The organism is Sphaerisporangium fuscum (assembly GCF_018531465.1).
GTDB lineage: Bacteria > Actinomycetota > Actinomycetes > Streptosporangiales > Streptosporangiaceae > Sphaerisporangium > Sphaerisporangium fuscum.
The window spans coordinates 107,785-128,569 of record NZ_JAHDTF010000029.1; the positions used below are offsets into that span (position 1 = coordinate 107,785).

22 protein-coding genes are annotated in these 20,785 nt (G+C 67.8%); 9 read left to right on the forward strand and 13 right to left on the reverse strand.

The window, feature by feature from the left end; all coding sequences use genetic code 11:
- Nucleotides 1–274: 274 nt before the first annotated feature.
- From KIK05_RS33290 to KIK05_RS33315, 6 genes are all read right to left on the reverse strand, one after another.
- Nucleotides 275–2,035 carry a helix-turn-helix domain-containing protein gene (locus KIK05_RS33290; RefSeq protein ID WP_250563868.1) on the reverse strand — a complete coding sequence of 587 codons (1,761 nt, stop codon included), beginning with the start codon at nt 2,033–2,035 and terminating at the stop codon, nt 275–277.
- Between the two features lie 68 nt (nt 2,036–2,103).
- Nucleotides 2,104–2,451, reverse strand: a complete 348-nt coding sequence (locus KIK05_RS33295; RefSeq protein WP_214414817.1) for a hypothetical protein — start codon at nt 2,449–2,451, stop codon at nt 2,104–2,106.
- A gap of 32 nt (nt 2,452–2,483) precedes the next feature.
- On the reverse strand, nt 2,484–2,672 hold the full coding sequence (locus KIK05_RS33300; RefSeq protein WP_214414818.1) for a hypothetical protein: 189 nt from the start codon (nt 2,670–2,672) through the stop codon (nt 2,484–2,486).
- A 192-nt stretch (nt 2,673–2,864) separates the two neighbouring features.
- Nucleotides 2,865–3,074 (reverse strand): hypothetical protein, encoded by a 210-nt coding sequence (locus KIK05_RS33305; protein ID WP_214414819.1) that lies wholly within the window; start codon nt 3,072–3,074, stop codon nt 2,865–2,867.
- 254 nt (nt 3,075–3,328) lie between these two features.
- A complete protein-coding gene (locus KIK05_RS33310) occupies nt 3,329–3,583 on the reverse strand; it encodes a hypothetical protein (RefSeq protein ID WP_214414820.1) in 255 nt (84 codons plus the stop codon).
- Nucleotides 3,584–3,973: 390 nt separating this feature from the next.
- Nucleotides 3,974–4,819, reverse strand: a complete 846-nt coding sequence (locus KIK05_RS33315; RefSeq protein ID WP_250563869.1) for an SAM-dependent methyltransferase — start codon at nt 4,817–4,819, stop codon at nt 3,974–3,976.
- 265 nt (nt 4,820–5,084) lie between these two features.
- Between KIK05_RS33315 and KIK05_RS33320 the strand changes: the two genes are divergently transcribed.
- Nucleotides 5,085–6,521 carry a helix-turn-helix domain-containing protein gene (locus tag KIK05_RS33320; protein WP_214414821.1) on the forward strand — a complete coding sequence of 479 codons (1,437 nt, stop codon included), beginning with the start codon at nt 5,085–5,087 and terminating at the stop codon, nt 6,519–6,521.
- Here KIK05_RS33320 and cutA read toward each other — a convergent pair.
- Nucleotides 6,484–6,819: a divalent-cation tolerance protein CutA gene (gene cutA / locus KIK05_RS33325; RefSeq protein ID WP_214414822.1), complete on the reverse strand. Its 336-nt coding sequence runs from the start codon at nt 6,817–6,819 to the stop codon at nt 6,484–6,486. The genes KIK05_RS33320 and cutA overlap by 38 nt on opposite strands.
- A 192-nt stretch (nt 6,820–7,011) precedes the next feature.
- Here cutA and KIK05_RS33330 point away from each other — a divergent pair, with 192 nt between their 5' ends.
- A complete protein-coding gene (locus KIK05_RS33330) occupies nt 7,012–7,872 on the forward strand; it encodes a LysR family transcriptional regulator (RefSeq protein WP_214414823.1) in 861 nt (286 codons plus the stop codon).
- Here the strand turns inward: KIK05_RS33330 and KIK05_RS33335 are convergent.
- From KIK05_RS33335 to KIK05_RS33345, 3 genes are all read right to left on the reverse strand, one after another.
- Nucleotides 7,869–9,110 (reverse strand): glycoside hydrolase family 88/105 protein, encoded by a 1,242-nt coding sequence (locus KIK05_RS33335; RefSeq protein WP_214414824.1) that lies wholly within the window; start codon nt 9,108–9,110, stop codon nt 7,869–7,871. The genes KIK05_RS33330 and KIK05_RS33335 overlap by 4 nt on opposite strands.
- Nucleotides 9,111–9,289: 179 nt before the next feature.
- Nucleotides 9,290–9,712 (reverse strand): PH domain-containing protein, encoded by a 423-nt coding sequence (locus tag KIK05_RS33340; protein WP_214414825.1) that lies wholly within the window; start codon nt 9,710–9,712, stop codon nt 9,290–9,292.
- Nucleotides 9,713–9,778: 66 nt separating this feature from the next.
- Nucleotides 9,779–12,130 carry a thiamine pyrophosphate-binding protein gene (locus KIK05_RS33345; RefSeq protein ID WP_214414826.1) on the reverse strand — a complete coding sequence of 784 codons (2,352 nt, stop codon included), beginning with the start codon at nt 12,128–12,130 and terminating at the stop codon, nt 9,779–9,781.
- Nucleotides 12,131–12,288: 158 nt separating this feature from the next.
- On the opposite strand from KIK05_RS33345, the gene KIK05_RS33350 reads away from it, so the two are divergent.
- The 3 genes from KIK05_RS33350 (at nt 12,289) to KIK05_RS33360 (ending at nt 14,387) form a co-directional block, all read left to right on the forward strand.
- Entirely contained in the window at nt 12,289–12,780 is a 492-nt protein-coding gene (locus KIK05_RS33350) for an Lrp/AsnC family transcriptional regulator (RefSeq protein ID WP_214414827.1), read from the forward strand.
- A 536-nt stretch (nt 12,781–13,316) separates the two neighbouring features.
- Entirely contained in the window at nt 13,317–13,751 is a 435-nt protein-coding gene (locus KIK05_RS33355) for an SSI family serine proteinase inhibitor (protein ID WP_214414828.1), read from the forward strand.
- Between the two features lie 180 nt (nt 13,752–13,931).
- A complete protein-coding gene (locus KIK05_RS33360) occupies nt 13,932–14,387 on the forward strand; it encodes a hypothetical protein (RefSeq protein ID WP_214414829.1) in 456 nt (151 codons plus the stop codon).
- 121 nt (nt 14,388–14,508) lie between these two features.
- Here the strand turns inward: KIK05_RS33360 and KIK05_RS33365 are convergent, their stop codons facing one another.
- Nucleotides 14,509–15,417, reverse strand: coding sequence for a LysR family transcriptional regulator (locus tag KIK05_RS33365; RefSeq protein WP_308250208.1), 909 nt, complete (start codon nt 15,415–15,417; stop codon nt 14,509–14,511).
- A gap of 201 nt (nt 15,418–15,618) precedes the next feature.
- On the opposite strand from KIK05_RS33365, the gene KIK05_RS33370 reads away from it, so the two are divergent.
- On the forward strand, nt 15,619–16,362 hold the full coding sequence (locus KIK05_RS33370; RefSeq protein WP_214414830.1) for an SDR family oxidoreductase: 744 nt from the start codon (nt 15,619–15,621) through the stop codon (nt 16,360–16,362).
- Nucleotides 16,363–16,434: 72 nt separating this feature from the next.
- On the opposite strand, the gene KIK05_RS33375 is transcribed toward KIK05_RS33370, so the two are convergent.
- Both KIK05_RS33375 and KIK05_RS33380 read right to left on the reverse strand, forming a co-directional pair.
- Complete coding sequence (locus KIK05_RS33375; protein ID WP_214414831.1) at nt 16,435–18,087, reverse strand: catalase; 1,653 nt, start codon at nt 18,085–18,087, stop codon at nt 16,435–16,437.
- 95 nt (nt 18,088–18,182) lie between these two features.
- Nucleotides 18,183–18,725, reverse strand: coding sequence for a cysteine hydrolase family protein (locus tag KIK05_RS33380; RefSeq protein WP_214414832.1), 543 nt, complete (start codon nt 18,723–18,725; stop codon nt 18,183–18,185).
- An 83-nt stretch (nt 18,726–18,808) separates the two neighbouring features.
- Between KIK05_RS33380 and KIK05_RS33385 the strand changes: the two genes are divergently transcribed.
- The 3 genes from KIK05_RS33385 (at nt 18,809) to KIK05_RS33395 (ending at nt 20,775) form a co-directional block, all read left to right on the forward strand.
- On the forward strand, nt 18,809–19,654 hold the full coding sequence (locus KIK05_RS33385) for an ABC transporter ATP-binding protein (RefSeq protein ID WP_214414833.1): 846 nt from the start codon (nt 18,809–18,811) through the stop codon (nt 19,652–19,654).
- Nucleotides 19,655–19,656: 2 nt separating this feature from the next.
- Complete coding sequence (locus tag KIK05_RS33390) at nt 19,657–20,484, forward strand: ABC transporter permease (RefSeq protein ID WP_250563894.1); 828 nt, start codon at nt 19,657–19,659, stop codon at nt 20,482–20,484.
- An 84-nt stretch (nt 20,485–20,568) separates the two neighbouring features.
- Entirely contained in the window at nt 20,569–20,775 is a 207-nt protein-coding gene (locus KIK05_RS33395; RefSeq protein ID WP_214414855.1) for a helix-turn-helix transcriptional regulator, read from the forward strand.
- Nucleotides 20,776–20,785 lie beyond the last annotated feature (10 nt).

The window sequence follows — 20,785 nt, forward strand, 5'->3', positions numbered from 1 at the left end:
CCAAACCGTAGATCCGGGCTACTTCCCTAGCCCATTGCGCCGATCGTTCGGGGGCGTTCTCCAGTTGCTTTCGCGCCCACTCCTCCGGGGTGGGGACTCTCACCTTCTCCCTGTGTTCCCGCTTGCTCCGCTTGGCTTCATTCGTCGGGCATCACCTCCCCTCCGCCTGCATGGTCGCCGTAGGTAACCGTCTCAATGTCTCGTCTCATCTGTGCATGCGCGCTTAGGTGCAGACACGCGCGTGAGAGGGTGAGAAATTGAGACGTTGAGACGATCACTCAGAGTCAGAATCAGCACATGCGCGCCAGCGTCCTCGGCTGACTTGTCGGATCCGGCTCTGCTGTTCAAGTTGGTTCAACCGCCGGTAGATGGTGGGGCGACTCATCCCCGTAGCCTCGATCAGATCGGCCAGAGTCGTCCCGTCTTCGGGTGCGTCTCGCAGCGCTGCCCAGAGAGCCTCTTCGGCGCTCTCTCGCGCGGTCCGGCGGGCATGCCTGCCTTGAGGCTCTTCTCTGTCCTCCGACTGCGCTGACGGCTCGTGAGAGGCTTCCGGAGCGGCATCTAAGGCAGCGATCGACACGGCGTCCAGGGATGGCCGATGTGATGCGTGGAGGCTTGCCGCTTCCCGCACTGACTCATCGTCCATGAGGAAGGTACGGGCGCGACGGGGGATGTCGTGCTCAGGTGCGCTGATGAGGAACTTGCCGGGAGCGTTGAGGCTGTGGCTGTGCCAGCCCGATTTGAGCATGCCCTGACCAAGGATGAGATCGACGTCGCGCCGTTCGCGTACGCGGAAGGAGATCCGTACGTCCATCTGGGAGCGCACCGCGCCGTGTCCCATGGCTTTCTGGGAGGGGCGTTGTGTCGCGGCCACGAGGGTGACGGCGACGGCGCGTCCGCGTCGGGCGATGGAGTCGGCGTGCCGTACGGCTTCTGGTGCCTCGTCGACGAGTTCGGCGTACTCGTCGATCAGGATGACCAGCGCAGGGGCGTCCGGGCGCGGATGCCAGACCCTCAATCCCTGCTGAGCCAGCACATCCGCCCGACCATCGAGAACGGCCACCGCGTCGCGCAACAGTGCTTGGGCTTCTTGAGGGGTGGTCGCGACACGGTCGAGGCAGGATGCCCACGGGAGGAGTTCCATCCCGCGTTTGAGGTCGATTCCCCAGATGACCACGTCCGGGCAAGCGGACAGGTCGGCAAGGATGACGTTGACTCCGCCGCTCTTGCCTGCACCGGCCACGCCTCCAACTAGCGCGTGACGTCGTAGCAGGGAGACCCGCACGGGGCTTCCGTCCTCGAAGAGACCCAGCTTGACGGGTTGGGCGATGGAGGTGACCGACGGGCCGGGCCAGACGATCGCGTCCGCGTGCGGGTCAGTCTCGATGACTCGCAGTTCCATGCGGTTGGCTCGCTCCGGAACCGGCTGCACGCGCACCGCGCCACGTCGTGTCCCTAGGGCAGACTCTAGAGCGGGCAGTTTAGAGACGGCGTCCTCTACCGTCTGGCCGCGCGCCAGGGCGACCCTGGCGCGGTATCCCCACAGATCTACGATCGCCGATTGGATGCGTGAACCGGTCAGCCCGACGGCTTGCGAGATCTCCGGCCAGGCGGCCAAGGTCCGCTCTACGCGGACCCTGGCACGCCGCCGGCGGTGTGCCCACCATGGAGTGCCGGCGAGGAATCCCCCGATGGCGAGCACGTGAGGAAGCGGCACGGTGAACGGGCCTACGGCTGTGGCTGCTGCCGTCCAACCGCCGATGAGGAGGACCACCGCTGCGGCGTAGCCCCGTTCCACGGGCCGGGTGAGGTTGACCCATCGGCCGAAGAAGGCCAGTGCCCACGCGGCCAGAGCGGTGAGGATGAGTACGGTCGGCCACCAGGTGGCGTATGCCGAATGGAGGACTGCGCCGCCTGTGAGGGTGAGGAGCGCCATGGTGAACGGGGCGAGTTCGGAGCGGTAGCGCCACATCGCCCGAGCGATCGCCACAAAGGCGATGGGCGCGAACTCCATGTCATCAGTCAGGATCATCATCGGCTCGATGCCGTCCCGGCGGATGCGGCGAGCGTTACGGCGCAAGCGGTGGCGGGAGTGGCGGTGCCTCACCATGCCTCGTCACCCGGCTTCGGGTTGTCGGCGCGCTGGGCGGTGAGTTCGTCGCGCAGGTAGTACAGCGGATCGGATTCGCCATCGTGGTGAGCGGCCAGGGTCGCGCGGGCTGCGGCCATCAGGTCGGCGTATCTGCGGCGGTTGCGGGCGAGTTCCGCATGAAGGCGGCTGATCTGGGCGACGAGGGTGAGCGTGTCGTCAAGGGCGGTGGAAACGTGCTGCCAGATGTCGGCCAGAGTTGGGGTGCTCGAAGAGAAGGCGTTAACGAGCTGGCGTGCGGTGCGGTTGCGGGCGGTGACCTCCTGAAGAGCCGGGTCGGGATATGGGTTGGTGTAAGGCACTAGGCATCACTCCTTAGGTCGGAGACAGGGGGTCAGGAGCCGGTAAGCCAGCTCAGTGCGGCGCTCACGGCGCGACGGATGTCGGGGGCAACGGTGGTGGCGGCCAGGAAGAAGCCGAACAACAGGCACAGGATCGCGTGCCAGAGCCGCAGGCCCAGATAGCGCCAGGCGATGAACACGACCGCTCCGAGGAGCACTACCAGGGGGATCGACACGGTCAAGGGGTCTCACCTCCTCTCGTCTTGTCTCGGATCTCGTGAATCGAGGCTTCATATGCCGTCGTGGTATGCCTTGCGGCGGTGCCAACGAGCGCGGGCGCGGCACTTGCGGCATCGGGCGGTGCCGGGGTCAGTAAGTGCGCCGCAGGGGCAGCGGTGGCCGAACTGGCGAGGGATGCGCATGGGTTCAACTCCTCAGTTGCGGAAGCCGGAGACACTGTCGTCGTGGTTGCGGACGTGTACGCCGACGAGACGGCGAGTCGTGCTGTCCATGGAGGTGCGGGGAGGACCGGACAGGCTCATGCGGCGGTCCTGCCTGCGGATGCTGACGGTCAAGGCGATGAACATGACCAGCACCACAGCGGCCAGTAACAGGGCGAGAACCACGATGACCAGGTAAGTCATGGAGATCACTTCCTTGCGCCGTCGGAACCTTGCGAAGCGAAGGTAGGTTCGGCGGAAGGGGCGGCCCCATCACCAGGTGAGATCTTGCGATGAGATCGGCTAGATCATGCGGTGAGATAAATCCCTGGTAGACGCCTTGTTCTCACACGAGAAAACCCCCGGAAGAGCCGGGGGAAGGAGCGGTAACGCTCTGGCTCTGCCGGGGGCAGTCTGGGGGCGGTGATGCGCCATCACGACGCCATGGTGATCTCGGGCTACGAGGGGGGCGGGGACTCCTTGTTGAAGAGTTCCAAGAACTCGATGACCTTCTCGCGTGCCCGCTTGTAGGCGGCTTGCTCGGTGGGAAGCCGTTCGATCTCTTGCGCCCCCTTGGGGCCGGGCAACTTGCAGTGGAGTTCGTACGGGCGAGTGTGCACGTCCAACGTGAAGGCGCGGATTCCGCCTACCATGCCGTGCTGGAAGGCGGGGATCTTCGGTGACTGTACCCAGGTGATTCGCAACTCAGCCATTGATTGATCTTTTCTCGGCGTCGTCGGCTTGTTGGTCAGGAACAGGCACGTCAGGGTCTCCCTGGTGCGCTGCGGACGTGGATGGGGCGTGCTCCCTCGCCATGAGTCGGTAGCGGGCGGCTATGCGTTGCGCTGCCGTACCGGGGACTCCGGCCGGGCACGAGGCATAGATCCTCTGACCTGTCCTCTCCGACCGACGCCCTGTCCACCAGCGGTAATACACGCCGTTGAGACTGGGCTCGCACCAGATCACCAGGCCATACCGCATCGACAGTGCTGCGACACGGTCGCCCGGATGAGTTTCGGCGGTGATCCCGTGCTTCTCCAACTCCTGGCACAGCCGGAGCGCAGCCCGGCTGACGGCAGATCGCCTGATGTCGGTAGCTCCGCTCACGGCTTACGTCCCACCCCGCCGAGTACCCATACGGGCACGTCAGGCCAGTCACTGGGGTAGATCGAGTCATGGTCGTCCGGACGCCACTCATTGAGCCGTACCAACCCAGGCTCTACGAGCGTGGTCCCGTTGAAGAACGGCAAAACGCCATGATGATCACGGAACGCGACGTCAGCGGCGGTGTATGCACCAGCGGCCTCGATCATGGCTGGGGCCGGTTCGACATGGGAGATCGCGAGGTACGAGCCAGGTGCCAGGGAGTCGGTCAGGGTGCTGACGATCCGGTACGGGTCATGCTCGCCACCATCAGGGAAGAAGTGCAAGATCGCGAACAACAGGACCGCGATCGGCTGGGAGAAGTCCAGAAACCGGCTTGCCTCGCCGAGGATCCTGCCGGAGTCCCGTAGGTCGCCATCGATCACGTGTGTGGTGGGCGTGGTTGCCAGAAGAGCGCGGGCGTGGACCAACACCAAGGGGTCGTTGTCCACGTAGACCACGCGAGCGTCCGCGTTGGCTTCCTGCGCGATCTCGTGAACGTTCTGCCGTGTCGGCAGACCGGACCCGATGTCCAGAAACTGGCGAACGCCCGCTTCCTTGGCCAGGTAGCGGACTACGCGTCCCAGGAACGTCCTATTGGCAACCGCAAGCCGAGGAACGTAGGGAGCGATTGCGATGATCTTCGCAGCCTGCTCGCGATCGGCGCGACAGTGATCCTTGCCGCCCAGGAAGTAGTCATAGATACGGGCGATGTTGGGCCGAGAGGGGTCGAAGTGCGGAGCCCTGACCATGTCCGGTTTCGCCTGTTCGACGGAATGTCCGTCACCTCGACGCTTCAAGCCCATCTCTAGAGCGGCCCTTACCTGACGCAATCTCTCGATTACCTCTCGTGTTGATGCATTCACGAGGAAATCACGGCTTTGCACCTCCCTGTGATCCGTGAGCCGCGTTTCTCACCCAGGTACCGGCTCTGACCTGCGTCTTGCCTTGATGCGAGGTTTCCAAGCAAAGCCGTTCCGGCTAATCTCACCGTGATATCTCACGATGTGATGGACTTAGAGGGCCCGAACTTCCTGGCAGACGGGCACACAGAGGAGCGGTACGCGCGCCATGGTGATGGATCAACGAAACATCAGAGAGATCCTTGATGCTGTTTTCGCACGTCAGGACATGGACGATGTATGCCGACGGCATGACGTCGGAGGCATCATTCGCATCCTCGGCAAGTTCGGGATCACCCAGGGGCAGATAGCCAGCCTCACAGGGATCGCCCAGGGACGCATAAGCGAGTACAAGACGGGCAAGCGTATCCCGTCCGCAAAGTCTACATTTGAGGCGTTCGCCGATGGCTTGGGTATGCCTGCGCACTTACGTCACCATCTGGGGCTTTCGCCAGCGAGTGACGGCAACGGTGCGATTGGCACGCACGTTGTCAGCGGCGAGTTTCAGATCGCTACAGACACGTTCGACTTGCAACTCTTAGCGGAACAAGTCGGAAAGCAAGGTGACGCGTTGAAACGCCGCGAATTGCTCAGCATGATCGCTCGACTCGGCGCAACTTCAACTCTCGCCCAGAATGAAGTATGGGAACGACTCTCGTACGCTCTGGCCAAACCCAACGCCATAGACGAAGCGATCGTTCGGGAAATGGAAGCTCGATCGGCCGGCTTCCATCGACTCGAAGAACTCATGTCGGCTAGCTCCATCTACAAAGGGCTTGCTCTTCACCTCAAAGAGGTGGGGACGATCCTCAATGGCACAGCCAACGATCCGAAGAACGAGTTAAGACGTCGCCTCATTGTCGTGGCGGCGGAAAGCAGCGTGCTCGCAGGCTGGATCGCTAGCGACATGGGAAGCCCAACCACAGCACGCAACTTCTACGGCACGGCAGAAAGAGCCGCAAAGGAAGCCGAAGATCCCAGCATCATTTCATGCGTCTACGCGTACCGTAGCTATATCCCAAGCGCCAAAGGATCACACGGCCGAGCGAGGGCATTGCTGGCAAGTGCTTTGGAAGTACTCCCGCCGTCCGCTTCGCCAGGAACCATGTCGTGGCTGGCCGCGCGCCATGCGGAAGAGAGCGCGGCTCTCGGCGACAAGGAAACTGCCATTCATTCCTGGGCGCGCGCCGAAGAAGCCTTCAGCATTTCCGACCCGGAAGAAGACCGGGTATGGACGCGATTCCTCGATCAAGACAGATTTGACTCGTTCCGGATCGCGACCTACTCGCGAATGGGAAGACTGACCGAAGCGGAAGAGATAGCCCATTCGGTAATCGCACGTCTTCCCCAGGTGGAAAGAAAGAGAGCGGCAATCATCCTTGCCGATATCGCTACCGCTCACCTTGTCCAAGGGTCCATCGACGCGGCAGCGAAGCTAGCAAGAGATGGTCTCGCAGCCGTACGGGAGACCGAATACGCCATGTGGCTCCCCCGCTTCGAGATGTTAGCCGAATCGTTGCGACGCTGGCAGACTCAGCCAATGGTCAGAGCATTCTTAGAGGATCTGACTATGACGAAGCGTCAGTTCGCGTCGTCTCAGCACTGATCCATCCTAGATATTCAGCGCTTCCGGCGACGATTTCAGTTGCGATAATTTCCGGTGTCTCGTAGCTATGGTTTTCCTTGATGTGCTCCTCCAAAGCCGGGAATTGAGTGGCAGTCGTCTTGATGAGCAACTGCCACTCTTGCGCATCCTCTAGGGTGCCCTGCCACCAGTACACGGACCTGATCGGGCCGATCATCTGGACGCACGAGGCGAGTCGCGCCTGCGTGATGCTGTGTGCCAGTCTCGCCCCTTCTTCCGCGCTTGGAACTGTCGTAAGGGCCTGCCAGTACTCCGCCATCGACCTGTTCCCTTAGTCCCTGCAAGTGAAGATCACGGTCCTTGCACTCTAACGCGTGACCTCGACAGATGCAGCGTCGCTACGCCAGGGCATAGGAGTGCGAGAGCATCGCCGGAACACTTCTCTTCGACTCCACAGCACTCGCACGAACGTGCAGGTGGTGAGCCATGCCAGAAGCACACTAAGAGATCCGTGGTTGTGGCGGAGGAGGCCAGCTTCACCAGGGCGGCCGCGCGGGTGCACGTCGCCCAGCCCGGCGTCAGCGCCCAGATCCGCCGCCTCGAACGCGAGCTGGGCCAGGAGCTCCTCGACCGCTCCGGGCGCGGGGTACGGCTGACCGCGGCCGGCGCGGCCGTCCTCCCGTACGCGCGGGCCGCGCTCCGGGCGGTGACCGGCGCCCGCCTCGCCGTCGACGAGCTGACCGGGCTGGTACGCGGGCACGTCGCCGTCGGCGTGGCCCCGTCGTGCCCGCCCCTCGACCTGCCCGCCCTGCTGGCCGAGTTCCGCCGCGACCACCCGGCCGTCGAGATCACCCTGTCGGAGTCGGGGTCCGGCGACCTGCTCGAAGGGCTGCTCGCCGGGACGCTCGACATGGCGCTGGTGTGGCTGCGCGCCGCACCGCCGCCCACGATCGAGGTGCAGGTGGCCGTGGACGAGGAGCTGGTCGTCGCGGTGGGGCACGACGACCCGCTGGCCACCGAGACGACCGTGACATTGGAGGCGATCAGGAAGCGGGCGCTGGTCGGCCTGCCCAAGGGCGCGGACCTGCGGTGCCTGGTGGACGAGGCCTACGCGGCGGCGGGACTGCGGCCGCGCATCGCGTTCGAGACGGGCGACCCCCGGGTGCTCGCCGAACTCACCGGGCAGGGGCTCGGCGTGGCGATCGTCCCGGCGTCCCTCGCCGAGGCGCACGCCGCGAGCCTGCGGGCGATCACGCTGGCCTCGCCGCGGCCACGCCGGCGGATCGCCCTCGCGTGGCGCGCGGAGGGCCCCGGCAGCCCCGCCGCCCGGGCCCTCGTCACCCACGCGCGCGCGACGCTCCCGAGACTCTAGGTCTGCGGCACGCCCGTACTGATCATCTGCTCGTTCATGATGAGGAAGGCGCCCAGGCCGTGGAAGTCGTTGGTCTTCTTCGCCCGCCCGTAGTAGAAGCCGGTCACGTCGTCGACGTTGGTGCCCTCGGAGATGTCCGTCAGGTAGGTGAGCCCGTCGGAGTGGATCGACATCTTCTGCAGCACACCGTGGTACCCCTTGGCGACCGCGTCCCGGTTCGCCTGGGTGGCGGGAAGGTAGCCGTCCTCGATCGCCCGTGAGATGACGGTGGTGTACATCGCCGAGCAGGAGGTCTCCAGCCAGTTGCCCGAGGCGCCGGCCTTGTCGACCACCTGCCACCAGCGGCCGGTGGCCGGGTCCTGGTAGCGGAGGTAGGCGGCGGTCAGTTTCTGGAGGATCGAGACGAGGGCCGCGCGCTGCGGGTGGCCGGCCGGGATGATCCGCAGGATCTCGGTCAGGGCCATGCCGTACCAGCCCTCGGCGCGGCACCAGGTGACGCCGTTGGTGTCACCGAACTCGGGGTGCGCCCAGCTCGCGGTGAGCCCGCCGGGCTCGTCGTAGGCGTGGTACAGCAGGCCCGCCTGGTCGCCGGAGGTCCGCTGCAGGTGCCTGCCGTACACCACCAGCTGGTCGGCCACCTCGTCGTGGACCCGGGTGGTGTCGCCCACCCACTGGCCGTACCGGGCGAGGAACGGGTCGACCATGAAGACGCCGTCGCCCCACAGCTGGCCCTGCCGCGAGTCGTTGTTCGCGTGCCAGAAGCCTCGGTCGGAGGTGCGCGGGTAGGGCGAGGCGGAGGAGTAGATGCGGTCGTGGAGCTGCTTGGCGGCCGTGCGGTACTTCGTCTGGCTCGGGTACTCCTGCGACAGGAACAGCATGACGTTGGCCGGCTGCATGCTGTCGAGGCTGTTGAAGCCGTTGCCGATGTGGCCGCTGGAGTCGACGAACCTGTCGGCCCAGGCCTTGATGTAGCTCAGGTAGGAGGCGTCGCCGGTGCGCTTGTAGGCGAGGTACTGGCCGTACATGTACAGGCCGATCGGGTAGCTCCAGCCGCCGATGGTCGAGGGGGTGTACCTGGACATCGTCGACCTGATCACTTCCCGCGACCAGTCGGTGGGGGCCGCGCTCCCGGATAAGGCCGCGCCGCCGGCCTCGTCGTCGGTGGCCGCCTGCGCCGGGGTGACGGACGCGGCCAGCGTCGCCAGGAGGAGAACGACGGGGGCGATCTTCTTGATCACGTTCTCACCTCATCTGTGTCGGCATGACTCCACCCGAACATACCTCCGACGTATTGTTTGGCAAGGCTCTTAACGAATGCCGGACACGTCGGCAAGGAGCGCGGTCTGCGCGAATCGCCGGCTTGACGGACGGCCGCATCCGGGACGGATAGCTCCCACCTTTGACGAGCGAGACCCGCTCAGGCCGGCCGGAGGCGGAACAGTTCGTCCGCCGCCTCCATGCAGGACGTGCCGAGCTCGTACGACGAGAACAGGTGCAGGCTCTCGTCGGTCTCGATCTCCAGCAGCTCCCACCGCAGGCCGTAGCGGGCGTTCCGCGCCACCCGGATATGGGTGATCCGCTGCCACGGCAGCGACTCGCGGCGGGCCAGGCCCGTGACGACCATGACGCCCTGCTCGTCGGCGGCCAGCCGCACCGGCGCCACCATGTCGCGGACGGCGAACGCCGCCAGCGCCACCGCCGCGACCCCGCACAGCAGCAGGCCGCGCACGTCGCCCGCGAGCACGCCGATCACGGCGAAGCCGAGCGCCCCCGCCCACTTCAGGACGGTGAAGTCACGTCGTACCCGCCACTGCCGCACCTGCCGGGATATGCCGGTCATACGCGCACGCTACCGCCCCTGCCGGGAAGGCGCGCCATCGCGGGCCCGTGACCGGCCCCGCCGGGCTCAGTCGGCCAGGTCCAGGGCGGCCTCGACGATGCTGCCGGCGTCCAGGCCGTGGTGGCGGTAGACGTCGCCGAGGTCGCCCGACTGGCCGAACGCGGTGACCCCGAGGTGGGTGCCGGGCACCTGGTGGACGCCCGCGAGGAAGGCCAGCGAGTGCGGGTGGCCGTCCAGCACGGTGACGATCGGGGTCGCGCGCTCGGCCGGGAAGACCTCGTCGAGGATCCACGTGGGGGCGTCGCCGTGGCCGCCACGGCCGCGCAGGCCCTCGAACAGCAGTCCGGGGCTGGTCACGCAGACGACGTCCGCGCCGATGCCCAGCTCGCCGAGGCGGTCGGCGGCCTGGAGCGCCTCGGTCACGACGGCCCCCATGGCCGCGACGGTGACCGACGGCCGCTCGTGACGCCTGAGCGGGTAGGCGCCCGCCACGACCTGCCGGCGCCGCAGCTTGCGCGCGGCCGGGTCGGCGGGGACGTCCGCCAGTGACTGGTCGACCGGGCGCGTCGACAGGCGCAGGTACGCCGACCGGCCGCCCGGCCTGCCGAGCCGGGACAGGGCGGCGAGCAGGCACCACTCGAGGTCGACGGCGAACGCGGGCTCGTAGGTGGTGCAGCCGGGCTGCTCGATGCCGATCGACGGCGTCTTGATCGACTGGTGGGCGCCGCCCTCGGGGCCGAGGGTCACCCCGGACGGCGTCCCGACGAGGATCGACTGGCCTCCGGCGTAGATGCCGAACGACCACGGCTCCAATGCGCGCTCGACGAACGGGTCGTACACCACGCCGATGGGCAGCAGCGGCTGCCCCCAGCGCGACCAGGTGGCGCCCAGCTCGCCGAGCAGCCCCACGAGGTTGGTCTCGGCGATGCCGAGCTCGATGTGCTGGCCGGTCGGCCGCTCCCGCCAGTGCAGGATCGTCTCGGCGTCGTCGTCGAACCAGTCGGGCCGCTCGGCGGTCGCCCAGACCCCGACCTTGTTGACCCAGCCGCCGAGGTTGGTGCTGGAGCTGACGTCGGGGCTGACGGTGACCACCCTTCGCCCCACCCCGGGGGCCTGGCGGCCGAGGTCGAACAGCGTACGGCCGAGAGCCGCCTGGGTGGTGGCGGTGCCGTTCGGCGTGCGCCCGAAGTCGGTGGGCACCTCGGGGACCTCGGTGAGGGCGGGCGTGGCGCGGTGGAGACGGCGGGCGGTCTCGGCGCAGCGGCGCGCGGCGGGGGCGCCGTCCGGGAACCGTGCCCACGGCCGCTCGGGATCGGCTCCGACGCGGGCGGCGAGCGCGCGCAACTGGTCGGCGGTCAGGAGCGAGGAGTGGTTCTGCGGGTGGCCCTCGGTGGCGAGGCCGTGCCCCTTGACCGTGTAGGCGAAGATCACGGTGGGACGGGTGTCGTCGATCGCCTGGAACGCCTGGCGGAGGGCGAGGAGGTCGTGACCGCCGAGGTTGCGGACGGCGGCGTGCAGGGTGGCGTCGTCGACGTCCGCGAGCAGCCGTTCGAGGGCCGCGGCGTCCTGGGGGCCGCCTGCTTTCGCACCGGAGAGGCGGGCCCGCAGCTCGCCGGGGGCGCAGCGCAGCAGCCGCTGGTATTCGGGGTTCGGCATGCCGTCGATGCGGGCGCGCAGCACCTCGCCGCCGGGCCGGGCGAACAGCTCCTGCAGGAGCCTGCCGTACTTGACCGTGATGACCTGCCAGCCGGCCGCGGCGAACATGCCCTGCAGGCGGGTGCCGCCCATGTTGGGGACGACGCGGTCGAGGGACTGGCGGTTGAAGTCGACGACCCAGACGATCTCGCCCAGCTCGGCCACCTGGGGGTCGAGGATCGCCTCCCAGCAGGCGCCTTCGTCCAGTTCGGCGTCGCCGAGCAGGGAGTACTGCCGTCCGGTGCCGGCGCCGCCGAAGTGCGCCTCGACGTAGCGGCGGGCCAGGGCGCCCCAGATCGGCGCGGTCGCCCCGATGCCGACCGAGCCGGTGGAGTAGTCGGCGGGGTCGGGGTCCTTGGTGCGGCTCGGGTAGCTCTGCAGGCCGCCGAACTCGCGCAGCCGGGTGAGGTAGGACGCGTCGAGCTCGCCGAGCAGGTAGTTGATGGCGTGCAGCACCGGGGACGCGTGCGGCTTGACCGACACCCGGTCGTCCGAGGTGAGGTGCTCGAACCACAGCGACGTCATGATCGAGACCATGGAGGCGCTCGACGCCTGGTGGCCGCCCACCTTCAGGCCGGAGGGGTTCGGGCGGACACGGTTGGCGTGGTCGATCATCGCCGTCGACAGCCACAGCACCCGCTGCTCGATCTCGTGGAGGACCGCGAGGTCGTCGCGTCCGGCGTCGGGGACGGAGAAGGCCGGAAGGTCCATCACGTCGTTCATCGGGATCCGCCTCTCTGGGCAGGCGTCAGTCCGGCGCGCCGGTTGAGCACATTGTTGAGCAATGCTGACCAGCGAAGGAGAGTCTGCGCAAGTGTGTGCGGGTTGAGTAAGCTACTTGCACGGTTTCGATAGGGGTGACCCCAGGAAGGCGAGGCAGTATGCGCAACTCGGGGGCGGTCGACCGGGTCGACGCGCGGCTGCTGCTGGCGTTGATCGACAACCCGCGGGCGACCGTGCTGGCCCTGGCCGAGCAGGTGGGACTGTCCCGCAACACGGTGCAGGCCCGGTTGGCCAGGCTCGAGGAGCGCGGGGTGCTGTCGGCGTTCGAGCGGTGCCTCGACCCGGAGATCCTGGGGTACCGGCTGACCGCGTACGTCACGGTACGGGTCGACCAGCACATGCTCGCGGCGGTGTCGGAGGGCCTGGCGACGATCCCGGAGGTGGTCGAGGTGCTCGGCATCAGCGGCGGGGAGGCCGACCTCCTGGTCCGGGTGGCGGCCAGGGACGCCGACGACCTCTACCGCGTCGCGGGCCGCATCCTCGCCACGCCGGGGGTCGAGCGCACGAGCACCGCTCTGGCCATGCGCACCCTGGTCGGCCACCGCGTCACCCCCCTGCTCCAGCGCGCCGCCACAGGGGAAGGCGAATAGCCTCCCTGGTCACGCCGGCCGGCCGGCCGCCGTGCCCATAAGTGGGCAGCCGCAGGAATTCGGCAAGGACATTGCCATAAGGCGGCACATTGCCGAGTGGTGGATCAGGCCCGCCGTACGGCTCTGTAATGCGGGGCCGTAATGCGGCGGCAATGTGAGCTTTGTCACTGAGAGAAAAAGGGTCATCCGGAAAACGTCCCGCAATCCAGATGGCAGCATTGGACGCCTGTACACGAAGATCACCTGCTCGACGAGCGGTGGAACGGGACCGCCCACCCGCGTGCCGCCCGCCGTTTACGGTCACGTCATGCGTTTCATGTAGCGTTGATTTTCATTGAAACATCAACGAATCACCCGTGCCGCAGGGCGGGCGACTTGCAGTGCACTTACTCTCGCCCTAACATCTCGTAACGCAAGGATTTACGCCTACAGGCACCGAATCCGTGCGTTTTTCCTCCGAACGATGAGGCGAGCACCAATAGCGCCTCACCACACCGAAGGCCGCTGATCGCGGCAGAGATACAAGGAGGTATCCAATGCGATCGCAGCGAACCTTTGACCGTCGCGGGGCCTGGCTCGCCAGGGTCGCCCTGGCCGGCCTGGTTCCGCTGTTCGGCGCCACGCCCGCCCTGGCGTCCACCTCGGCCGCGGCCGACCCCGTCGGGGTCTACGTTCTCAAAGTCACCCCGGTGAGCGGCGGGAACTCCGCGCCCCTCTCGGCCGGCACCCTGCTGTGCGGCCCGGACGGGGGCACGCACGCCGACGCGGCGCGGGCCTGCGACCAGCTCCGTCGCGCGAACGGCATGGTGGAGCGCATCCCGGAGGACCCGGGCATGTGCACCAAGGAGTACGCCCCGGTCCGCCTGACCGCCACCGGGGTCTGGAACAGGCAGCTCCGCGAATTCACGCAGACGTATCCGAACCTCTGCACCGCGGTACGCGCCACCGGAGGCGTCCTCTTCGCCTCCTGACAGCAGGTTTTTCGTGAACCCAGGGCATCCCGGCACCCGTTTTCAGATGGCCGTAAGGCGAACAGCGGATTAGCGCACGCCCGCGAGAACAAGGCCTTTCCAGGATGCCCCGTCCCGGGCTGCCCGCAATCACGCCGCAGGGCGTCCGAACATTTACCGAACGAGGAGAAGGATACATTCATGTTCAAAAATCTGATTGTCGCGGCCATTCTCACGGCGGGCATGGCCGCACCCGCCACGACCGCACTGGCCGAAACGCAGGCACAGCCCGCCGCCGGTCATTCGCAGGAAATCATCGGCTATGAAAAGACCGGCGGGTTCGCCGGCATTCAGCGCACGATTTCGGTGGACCAGGACGGCGTCGCGCGGGCCGCCTCCGCCCAGGCGACCGCCGCCTTCCAGCTCACCGCCGAAGAGCTCGGCGCGCTGCGCGGCACCCTCGGCGGCATCTCCACCTGGAGCTCCTCCACCAGGGGCTGCGACGTGGCGGACCACTTCACCTACACCCTGCGCTACCAGGGCCGCAGCGCCGTCCGCTGCCACACGCTGCCGCGCGACTGGGAGACCGCCGTCGCGCAGCTCGACCGGTTCATCGACCAGCACCTCACCGCCGACCGGCCCGCAGCGCGCGACTGATCCGCTTCCACCCAGGCACAGCACACCGTGGTACGGCCGAGCGGCGAGGGCCCGGTCGCACCACGGTGTGGCGGAGGTGTGGACAGCATCGAGGGTCCGCTGTCCGGATCGGGGTCAGGCCTCACCTCGTCGTGGCGGGGTGAGGCCTGAGGTGGGCTTCGGCGAATTTCCGGAAGGCCGCCACGAGGCGGTTCCGGTCGCCGGCGCGGGTGGCCAGCACGACCTGGCTCGGCTCGACGCCCTCCAGAGGGATGGTGGTGACGTCCGGGCGCAGGCGCCCGGTGTGCTCGCCGGCCGGGATGATCGTGATCGCCTGCCCGGCGGCGACGAGTTCGGCCTTGTCTTCGACGGTCTCGACGAGGGGGCCGTCGGGCGCGGCGCTTCCGTCGGGACGGGGGTCGATGCGCCAGAAGGCGTTCCAGGCCGGATCGGGCGCCCGCGGCAGGGGTTCGCCGGCGATGTCGTCGACGGTGACGGACTCCTTGCCGGCGAGGCGGTGGCCGAGGGGCACCACGAGCACCCGGGGTTCGTCGTACAGGACCGTCACGTGCAGGCGGTCGGTCGGGAACGGGAGCCGGGTCACCACCGCGTCCACGCGGTGATCGAGCAGCGCTTCGCGTGGCTCGTTCCAGGCCAGATGCAGGGTGCGCACGTCGGCGTCGGGGTGCCGGCGGCGCAGTTCGCGGACGGCCGGAGTGACGATGAGGTTCATGGTGTACCCAACGGTGATCCGGGCCGGCTGGGCGGCGGCCCGGGTGCGCGCCATGGCCTGCGCGGCGGAGCGCAGCAGCGTCCTGGCGAGAGGAAGGAAGACCTCGCCGGCCTCGGTGAGTTCGGTGCCTCGCGTGGTGCGGTCGAGCAGACGGGCGCCCAGTTGCTGTTCGAGCCGGCGGATCTGGCGGCTCAGGGACGGCTGGGTGGTGTGGAGGGCTTCGGCGGCGCGGCCGAAATGCCGGTGCTCGGCGACGACGGTGAAGCACCGCACCAACCGCAGGTCGAGGTTCACAGGGGGCTGTGGCGAGTCGGGCACACCTGAAGCGTAGCCCTCGCCGTTCGAGAGACACCATGAATGACCGCCATGACGTGCGGTGATACGTGTCTCGTATTACTCGATGCGAAACATTCATTGGACCCGGAGCGCTCGGCGGCCGGAAGGTGGGACCAGCGGCCGGGCACCGTCACGGTGCCGCATCAGGCCGGTCCTCAACTGACGCATCGAACGGAGCGCACCATGCCGGCACCTGTCGCCCTGATCACCGGCGGGACCAGCGGAATCGGCAAGGCCACCGCCGAACTGCTTCATCAGCGCGGTTACCGGGTGATCGTGACCGGGCAGAACCCCGACACCATCGCCGCCGCCGAGAAATCACTGCCGGAGCAGGTCGTCGTGATACGCGCGGACGCCCGGTCACTGAGCGACACCGATCGCGTCGTCGAGGAGATCCGGGAGCGCTTCGGCGCTTTGGACGTCCTCTTCCTCAACGCCGGGATCGTCCGGTCGCAACCGGTCGGAGCATTCGACGAAGCCACCTTCGACGACCTGGTCGAGGTCGACTTCAAGGGCCAGTTCTTCACCCTCCAGAAGGCTCTCCCGCTGCTCAATGACGGAGGTTCGGTCATCTTCACCGTCGGGATCGGCGCCACCCGTGGAATGGCCGGAGGGTCGGTCACCGCCGCCACCAGAGGCGCCCTGCTGTCCATGGTGCCGTCCCTCGCCATCGAACTGGCCCCCCGGCGCATCCGGGTCAACGCCGTCAGCCCTGGTCCCGTCGACACGGGAATCTGGGCCAAGGCCGGACTCCCGCCCGAGCAGCTTGAGATGGCCGCCGAGGCCACGGTCTCCCGGGTCCCTCTGGGAAGGTTCGGGACCAGCCGGGAGATCGCCGAAGTCGTGGCGTTCCTGGCCTCGGACGCCGCCGGCTACGTCACCGGAGAGAACATCGCCGTCAGCGGAGGAGCCGGGATCAGCACATGAGCACGCCGCCACGACACCGGGTGGATCGCGGTGCGGCAGGCGGAGGCGGTTTCGCGCCGCCTCCGCCGCGCCTCACGGGACGAAGTGCTCGTTCGGGACGCAGTGGGTCATCTTCAAGCCGGCCACGTCGCGGGGGCCGTTCTTGCCCAGGTTGGCCAGGCGCGTCCTGTCCTCCTCGGTGAGGTCCTGGCCGGCGAGCGGCTCGAGGTGGGCGACGTCCTCCGGGCCGATGCCGATGCCCTCGCCGACCCGCCGGCCGAGGTCGTCCTCGACCAGGAGCAGGTGCCAGATCATCCGTTCCTGGACGGGCCGGACGCACTGCTTCAGCATCGTGGTGAAGTTGAGCACCAGGTCGTCGCGCTCCCACTGCTCCATCAGCAGGTAGCGCTGCCCCGCCTGCTTGTAGTCGTTGGTGCGCGGGATGCGCTTGCGCGTCAGCCGGCCGCTGACCACCGGGCCCTGCTCGTCGTGCGTCGGGTACTTCGCCTCACTCAGCCCGCCGATCACGGACGGCTCGTAGTTGACGTGCGGGTTCTCCCCGTTGTCGTCGACGAAGAACGTCATCTGCCCGTCGCGCTGGTTGGTGCGCGCCTCGGCCTGCTTGGCCTGGTTCACCGGCAACTGCAGGTAGTTGGGCCCGACGCGGTAGCGCTGGGTGTCGCTGTAGGAGAACGTCCGCCCGACGAGCATCTTGTCGTCGGAGAAGTCGAGGCCGTCCACCAGCACGCCGGTGCCGAAGGCGATCTGCTCGTTCTCGGCGAACATGTTGTGCACGTTGCCGTTCAGCACCATGCGGCCGACGGTCAGCGCCGGGAACTGGTCCTCCGGCCACACCTTGGTGTCGTCGAGCGGATCGAATTCGAGCTCCGGGTGCTCGTCGTCGGTCATGATCTGCACGCGCAGCTCCCACTCGGGGTGGTCGCCGCGGTCGATCGCGTCCTGCAGGTCCTTGGTCGCGTGACCGAGATCGAGGGCCTGGACGGCCGCCGCGTCCGCCGCGGTCATGCTCTTGACGCCCTGCTTGGGGATCCAGTGGTACTTCACCAGGTGGGTCTCGCCGCGCTGGTTGACCCACTTGTACGTGTTGACCCCGAAGCCCTGCATGTGGCGGTAGTCCGACGGGATGCCGCGCGGGCTGAACAGGTTGACGAGCATGTGCATGGCCTCGGGGGTCTGCGACATGAAGTCCAGGATGCGGTTCGGCTCCTGGTGGAAGGTCATCGGGTCCGGCTTGAGCGCGTGGATCACGTCGGGGAACTTGATCGCGTCGCGGATGAAGAACACCGCGAGGTTGTTGCCGACCAGGTCCCAGTTGCCGTCCTCGGTGTAGAACTTCACGGCGAAGCCGCGCGGGTCGCGGGCGGACTCGGAGGAGTCGCGGCCGCCGATCACGGTGGAGAACCGCACCGCGACGTCGGTGCGCTTGCCCGGCTCGCTGAACGGCTTGGCGCGGGTGTAGCGGCTGACGGGCTCGTCTCCGAGGTAGCCGGTCGCCTCGAAGTAGCCGTAGGCGGTCACGCCGCGGGCGTGGACGACGCGCTCGGGGATCCGCTCGCGGTCGAAGTGGCTGATCTTCTCCAGGAACTGGTAGTTCTCCAGGGTGGCCGGGCCGCGCGCGCCGACCGTGCGCTGGTTCTGGTTGTCGTATACCGGATGCCCCTGCCTGTTGGTCAGCACGGGACGGTCGTCACCCGGCCCTGGCCCCTTGTTCGCCGCGTCCGTCATGACGAAGGCTCCCTCCTGTGGCCGTCACCGTCGTCACCCCCTTTCCGTTTTGTCCGCCACCGAAGCTCATCGGCCCGTCAAAACCCCGTAATCCATCACGTCGGAAGACACCTGGCCGATGCGGTGATCTCGGCACGCATGTTGCGTTCCATCATCCTCAGCGCGGCCCGCGCGAGGTCGGCGTGGATGTGGGCCACGCAGTCCTCGGGGATCCTGATCGAGTAGTGCCGCACGTAGGCGTCCAGGGCGGTGTAGAGGATGCACTGCTCGGTGACCTGCCCGGTCAGGATGACGGTCTCGACCTCCTGGCGCTGGAGCAGGTATTCGAGCGAGGTGCCGAAGAACGCGCTGTGCCGCACCTTCGGCAGGAAGGCGCAGCCCTCGGGCGGGAGCAGGGGCTCGACCAGGTCGGGTCTCCTCCCCTTGCGCGCCCGGTCCTCGATCTGTTCTTTCGCTCCCGCGAAGTCGCCGTAGTTGTCGTTCACGTAGATCACGTCGACGTCGTCGCGCCGGTGGGCCCTCCGGACCAGCTCGGCGAGCGGCGGCACGACCTCCTCGGCGCTGGCTTCGAGCAGCTCGACGTCCTCGTGGTCGTACGGGCTGAGCATGTCTATGACGATCAGTGCGGTGGTGCTCATGTTTCCACCGTTCCCACCAGGGGGTGACTGTCACCCGTCATAGCACTTGGATCAGATGTAGTACATGTACTACATTCGATGGCATGACTACTGCGGTGTCGGTGCGCGGGCTACGCATGGCGTACGGCGCGAACGAGGTGTTGCGAGGCGTCGACCTCGACATCGAACAGGGCGAGATCTTCACGCTGCTCGGCCCCAACGGCGCGGGCAAGACGACGACGGTGGAGGTCCTGGAAGGCTTCCGCGACCGCTCGGCGGGCGAGGTCCAGGTGCTCGGCGCCGATCCCCGTCGCGCCGGCGACGCGTGGCGGGCGAGGATCGGCGTCGTCCTGCAGTCCTGGCAGGACCACCGGCGGTGGGGCACCCGGGAGCTGGTCGCCCACACGGCGGCGTTCTACGACAACGCCCGTGACCCCGACGAGCTGCTCGGCCTGGTCGGCCTGTCGGACCAGGCCGGGCAGCGCGTCGGGCTGCTCTCGGGCGGGCAGCGCCGCCGGCTCGACGTCGCGCTCGGCATCGTCGGCCGTCCCGAGCTGCTGTTCCTCGACGAGCCGACGACGGGGTTCGACCCGGAGGCGCGCGCCGGGTTCCACCGGCTCGTGCGGAGGCTCGCGGCCGAGGAGGACATGACCGTGCTGCTCACCACCCACGACCTGGCCGAGGCCGAGAAGCTGGCCCACCGTACGGCGATCCTGGTGGAGGGCCGGGTCGCCTTCTGCGGGACACCCGCCGAGCTGGCGCACAGCGTGCGGACGCGGTCGCAGGTGCGGTGGCTGGAGGACGGCCGCGAGCGCGTCCTGACCACCCCGGACCCGTCGGAGGCGGCGTGGGATCTGCACCGGCGCTTCGACGGGCCGGTGCCGGGGCTGGAGGTCCGGCGGCCGTCGCTTGAGGAGACGTATCTGGAGCTGATCGGGAGGGCGGCGTGAACATGAGGAACCTGCGCATCGGACTGGGCCGGGGCTGGACGGAGTACGTCCACCTGCTCAAGGATCGCAAAGAGTGGGCGACCGGCATGATCGGCAGCGTCGGGATCTTCGCCGTCCTGCTCCTGTGGATGGGCGACACCCAGGTCAAGGGGACCGACATGACGGTCGCCACCACCCTGACGGCCGGGTTCCTCGCGTTCGGGATCTTCGGCGCCGGCCTGATGACACTGCCCCTGACCCTCTCCGCCGACCGCGAGGAGGGGACGCTGCTGCGGCTGCGCGCCCTGCCCGGGGGCATCCCCGCCTACCTGGTGGGTCGCGCCGTGACCCTGCTGTGCCAGATCGCCGTCAACAGCGTGCTCGTCCTCGCCACCGGTGTGATCGTGGGCGGGGTCGCGCTCCCCCACGACTGGCTGACCCTGGTCTGGGTGGTCATGCTCGGCACGGTCTCCGTGGTGCCGCTCGGCGCCGCGATCGGCTGTCTGATCCCCGGCCCCAAGACCGCCGGGGGCGTCCTCGCCCTCGTGATGATGCCGCTGATGCTGATCTCCGGCGTGATGCTCCCGATGACCTTCATGCCGGAGGCGGTGCGGGCGATCGCCCAGGTGTTCCCGCTGTACTGGCAGGGCCTCGGCCTGCGGGCGGCGATGCTGCCCGACTCGATGCTCGCCGTCGAGATCGGGCACGGCTGGCGCCTGCCGCAGGCGGCGGCCGTGCTCGCGGCCTGGTCGGTGGCCGGGATGCTGGTCGCCCCGCGCCTGGTCGCGCGGGTGACCCGCCGCACCCCGGCCTCCCGGTCGCCCGCGCGTCCGGCGACGCGGGGTTCCTGAACGGCGCACCGGATGTCCTGTCCACCACCAGGCTGCTGAGAGACTGCTGCGGTGTCCGGTGAAGAGGTGTACAACCGGATCTCGATGCTCAGGGCGGAGCGCGGGGTCTCACGTAAGGAACTGGCCGCCGCGCTGGGGGTCCACTATCAGACGATCGGATATCTTGAGCGCGGCGAGTACAGCCCCAGCCTGTACCTCGCCCTGCGGATCGCCGAATACTTCGGCGTGCCGCTGGAGGTGGTCTTCTCCCTCAAGCCGTTCCCGAGGCTGGGCAGCGAAGTGGTGAAGTGATGGGCGAGCC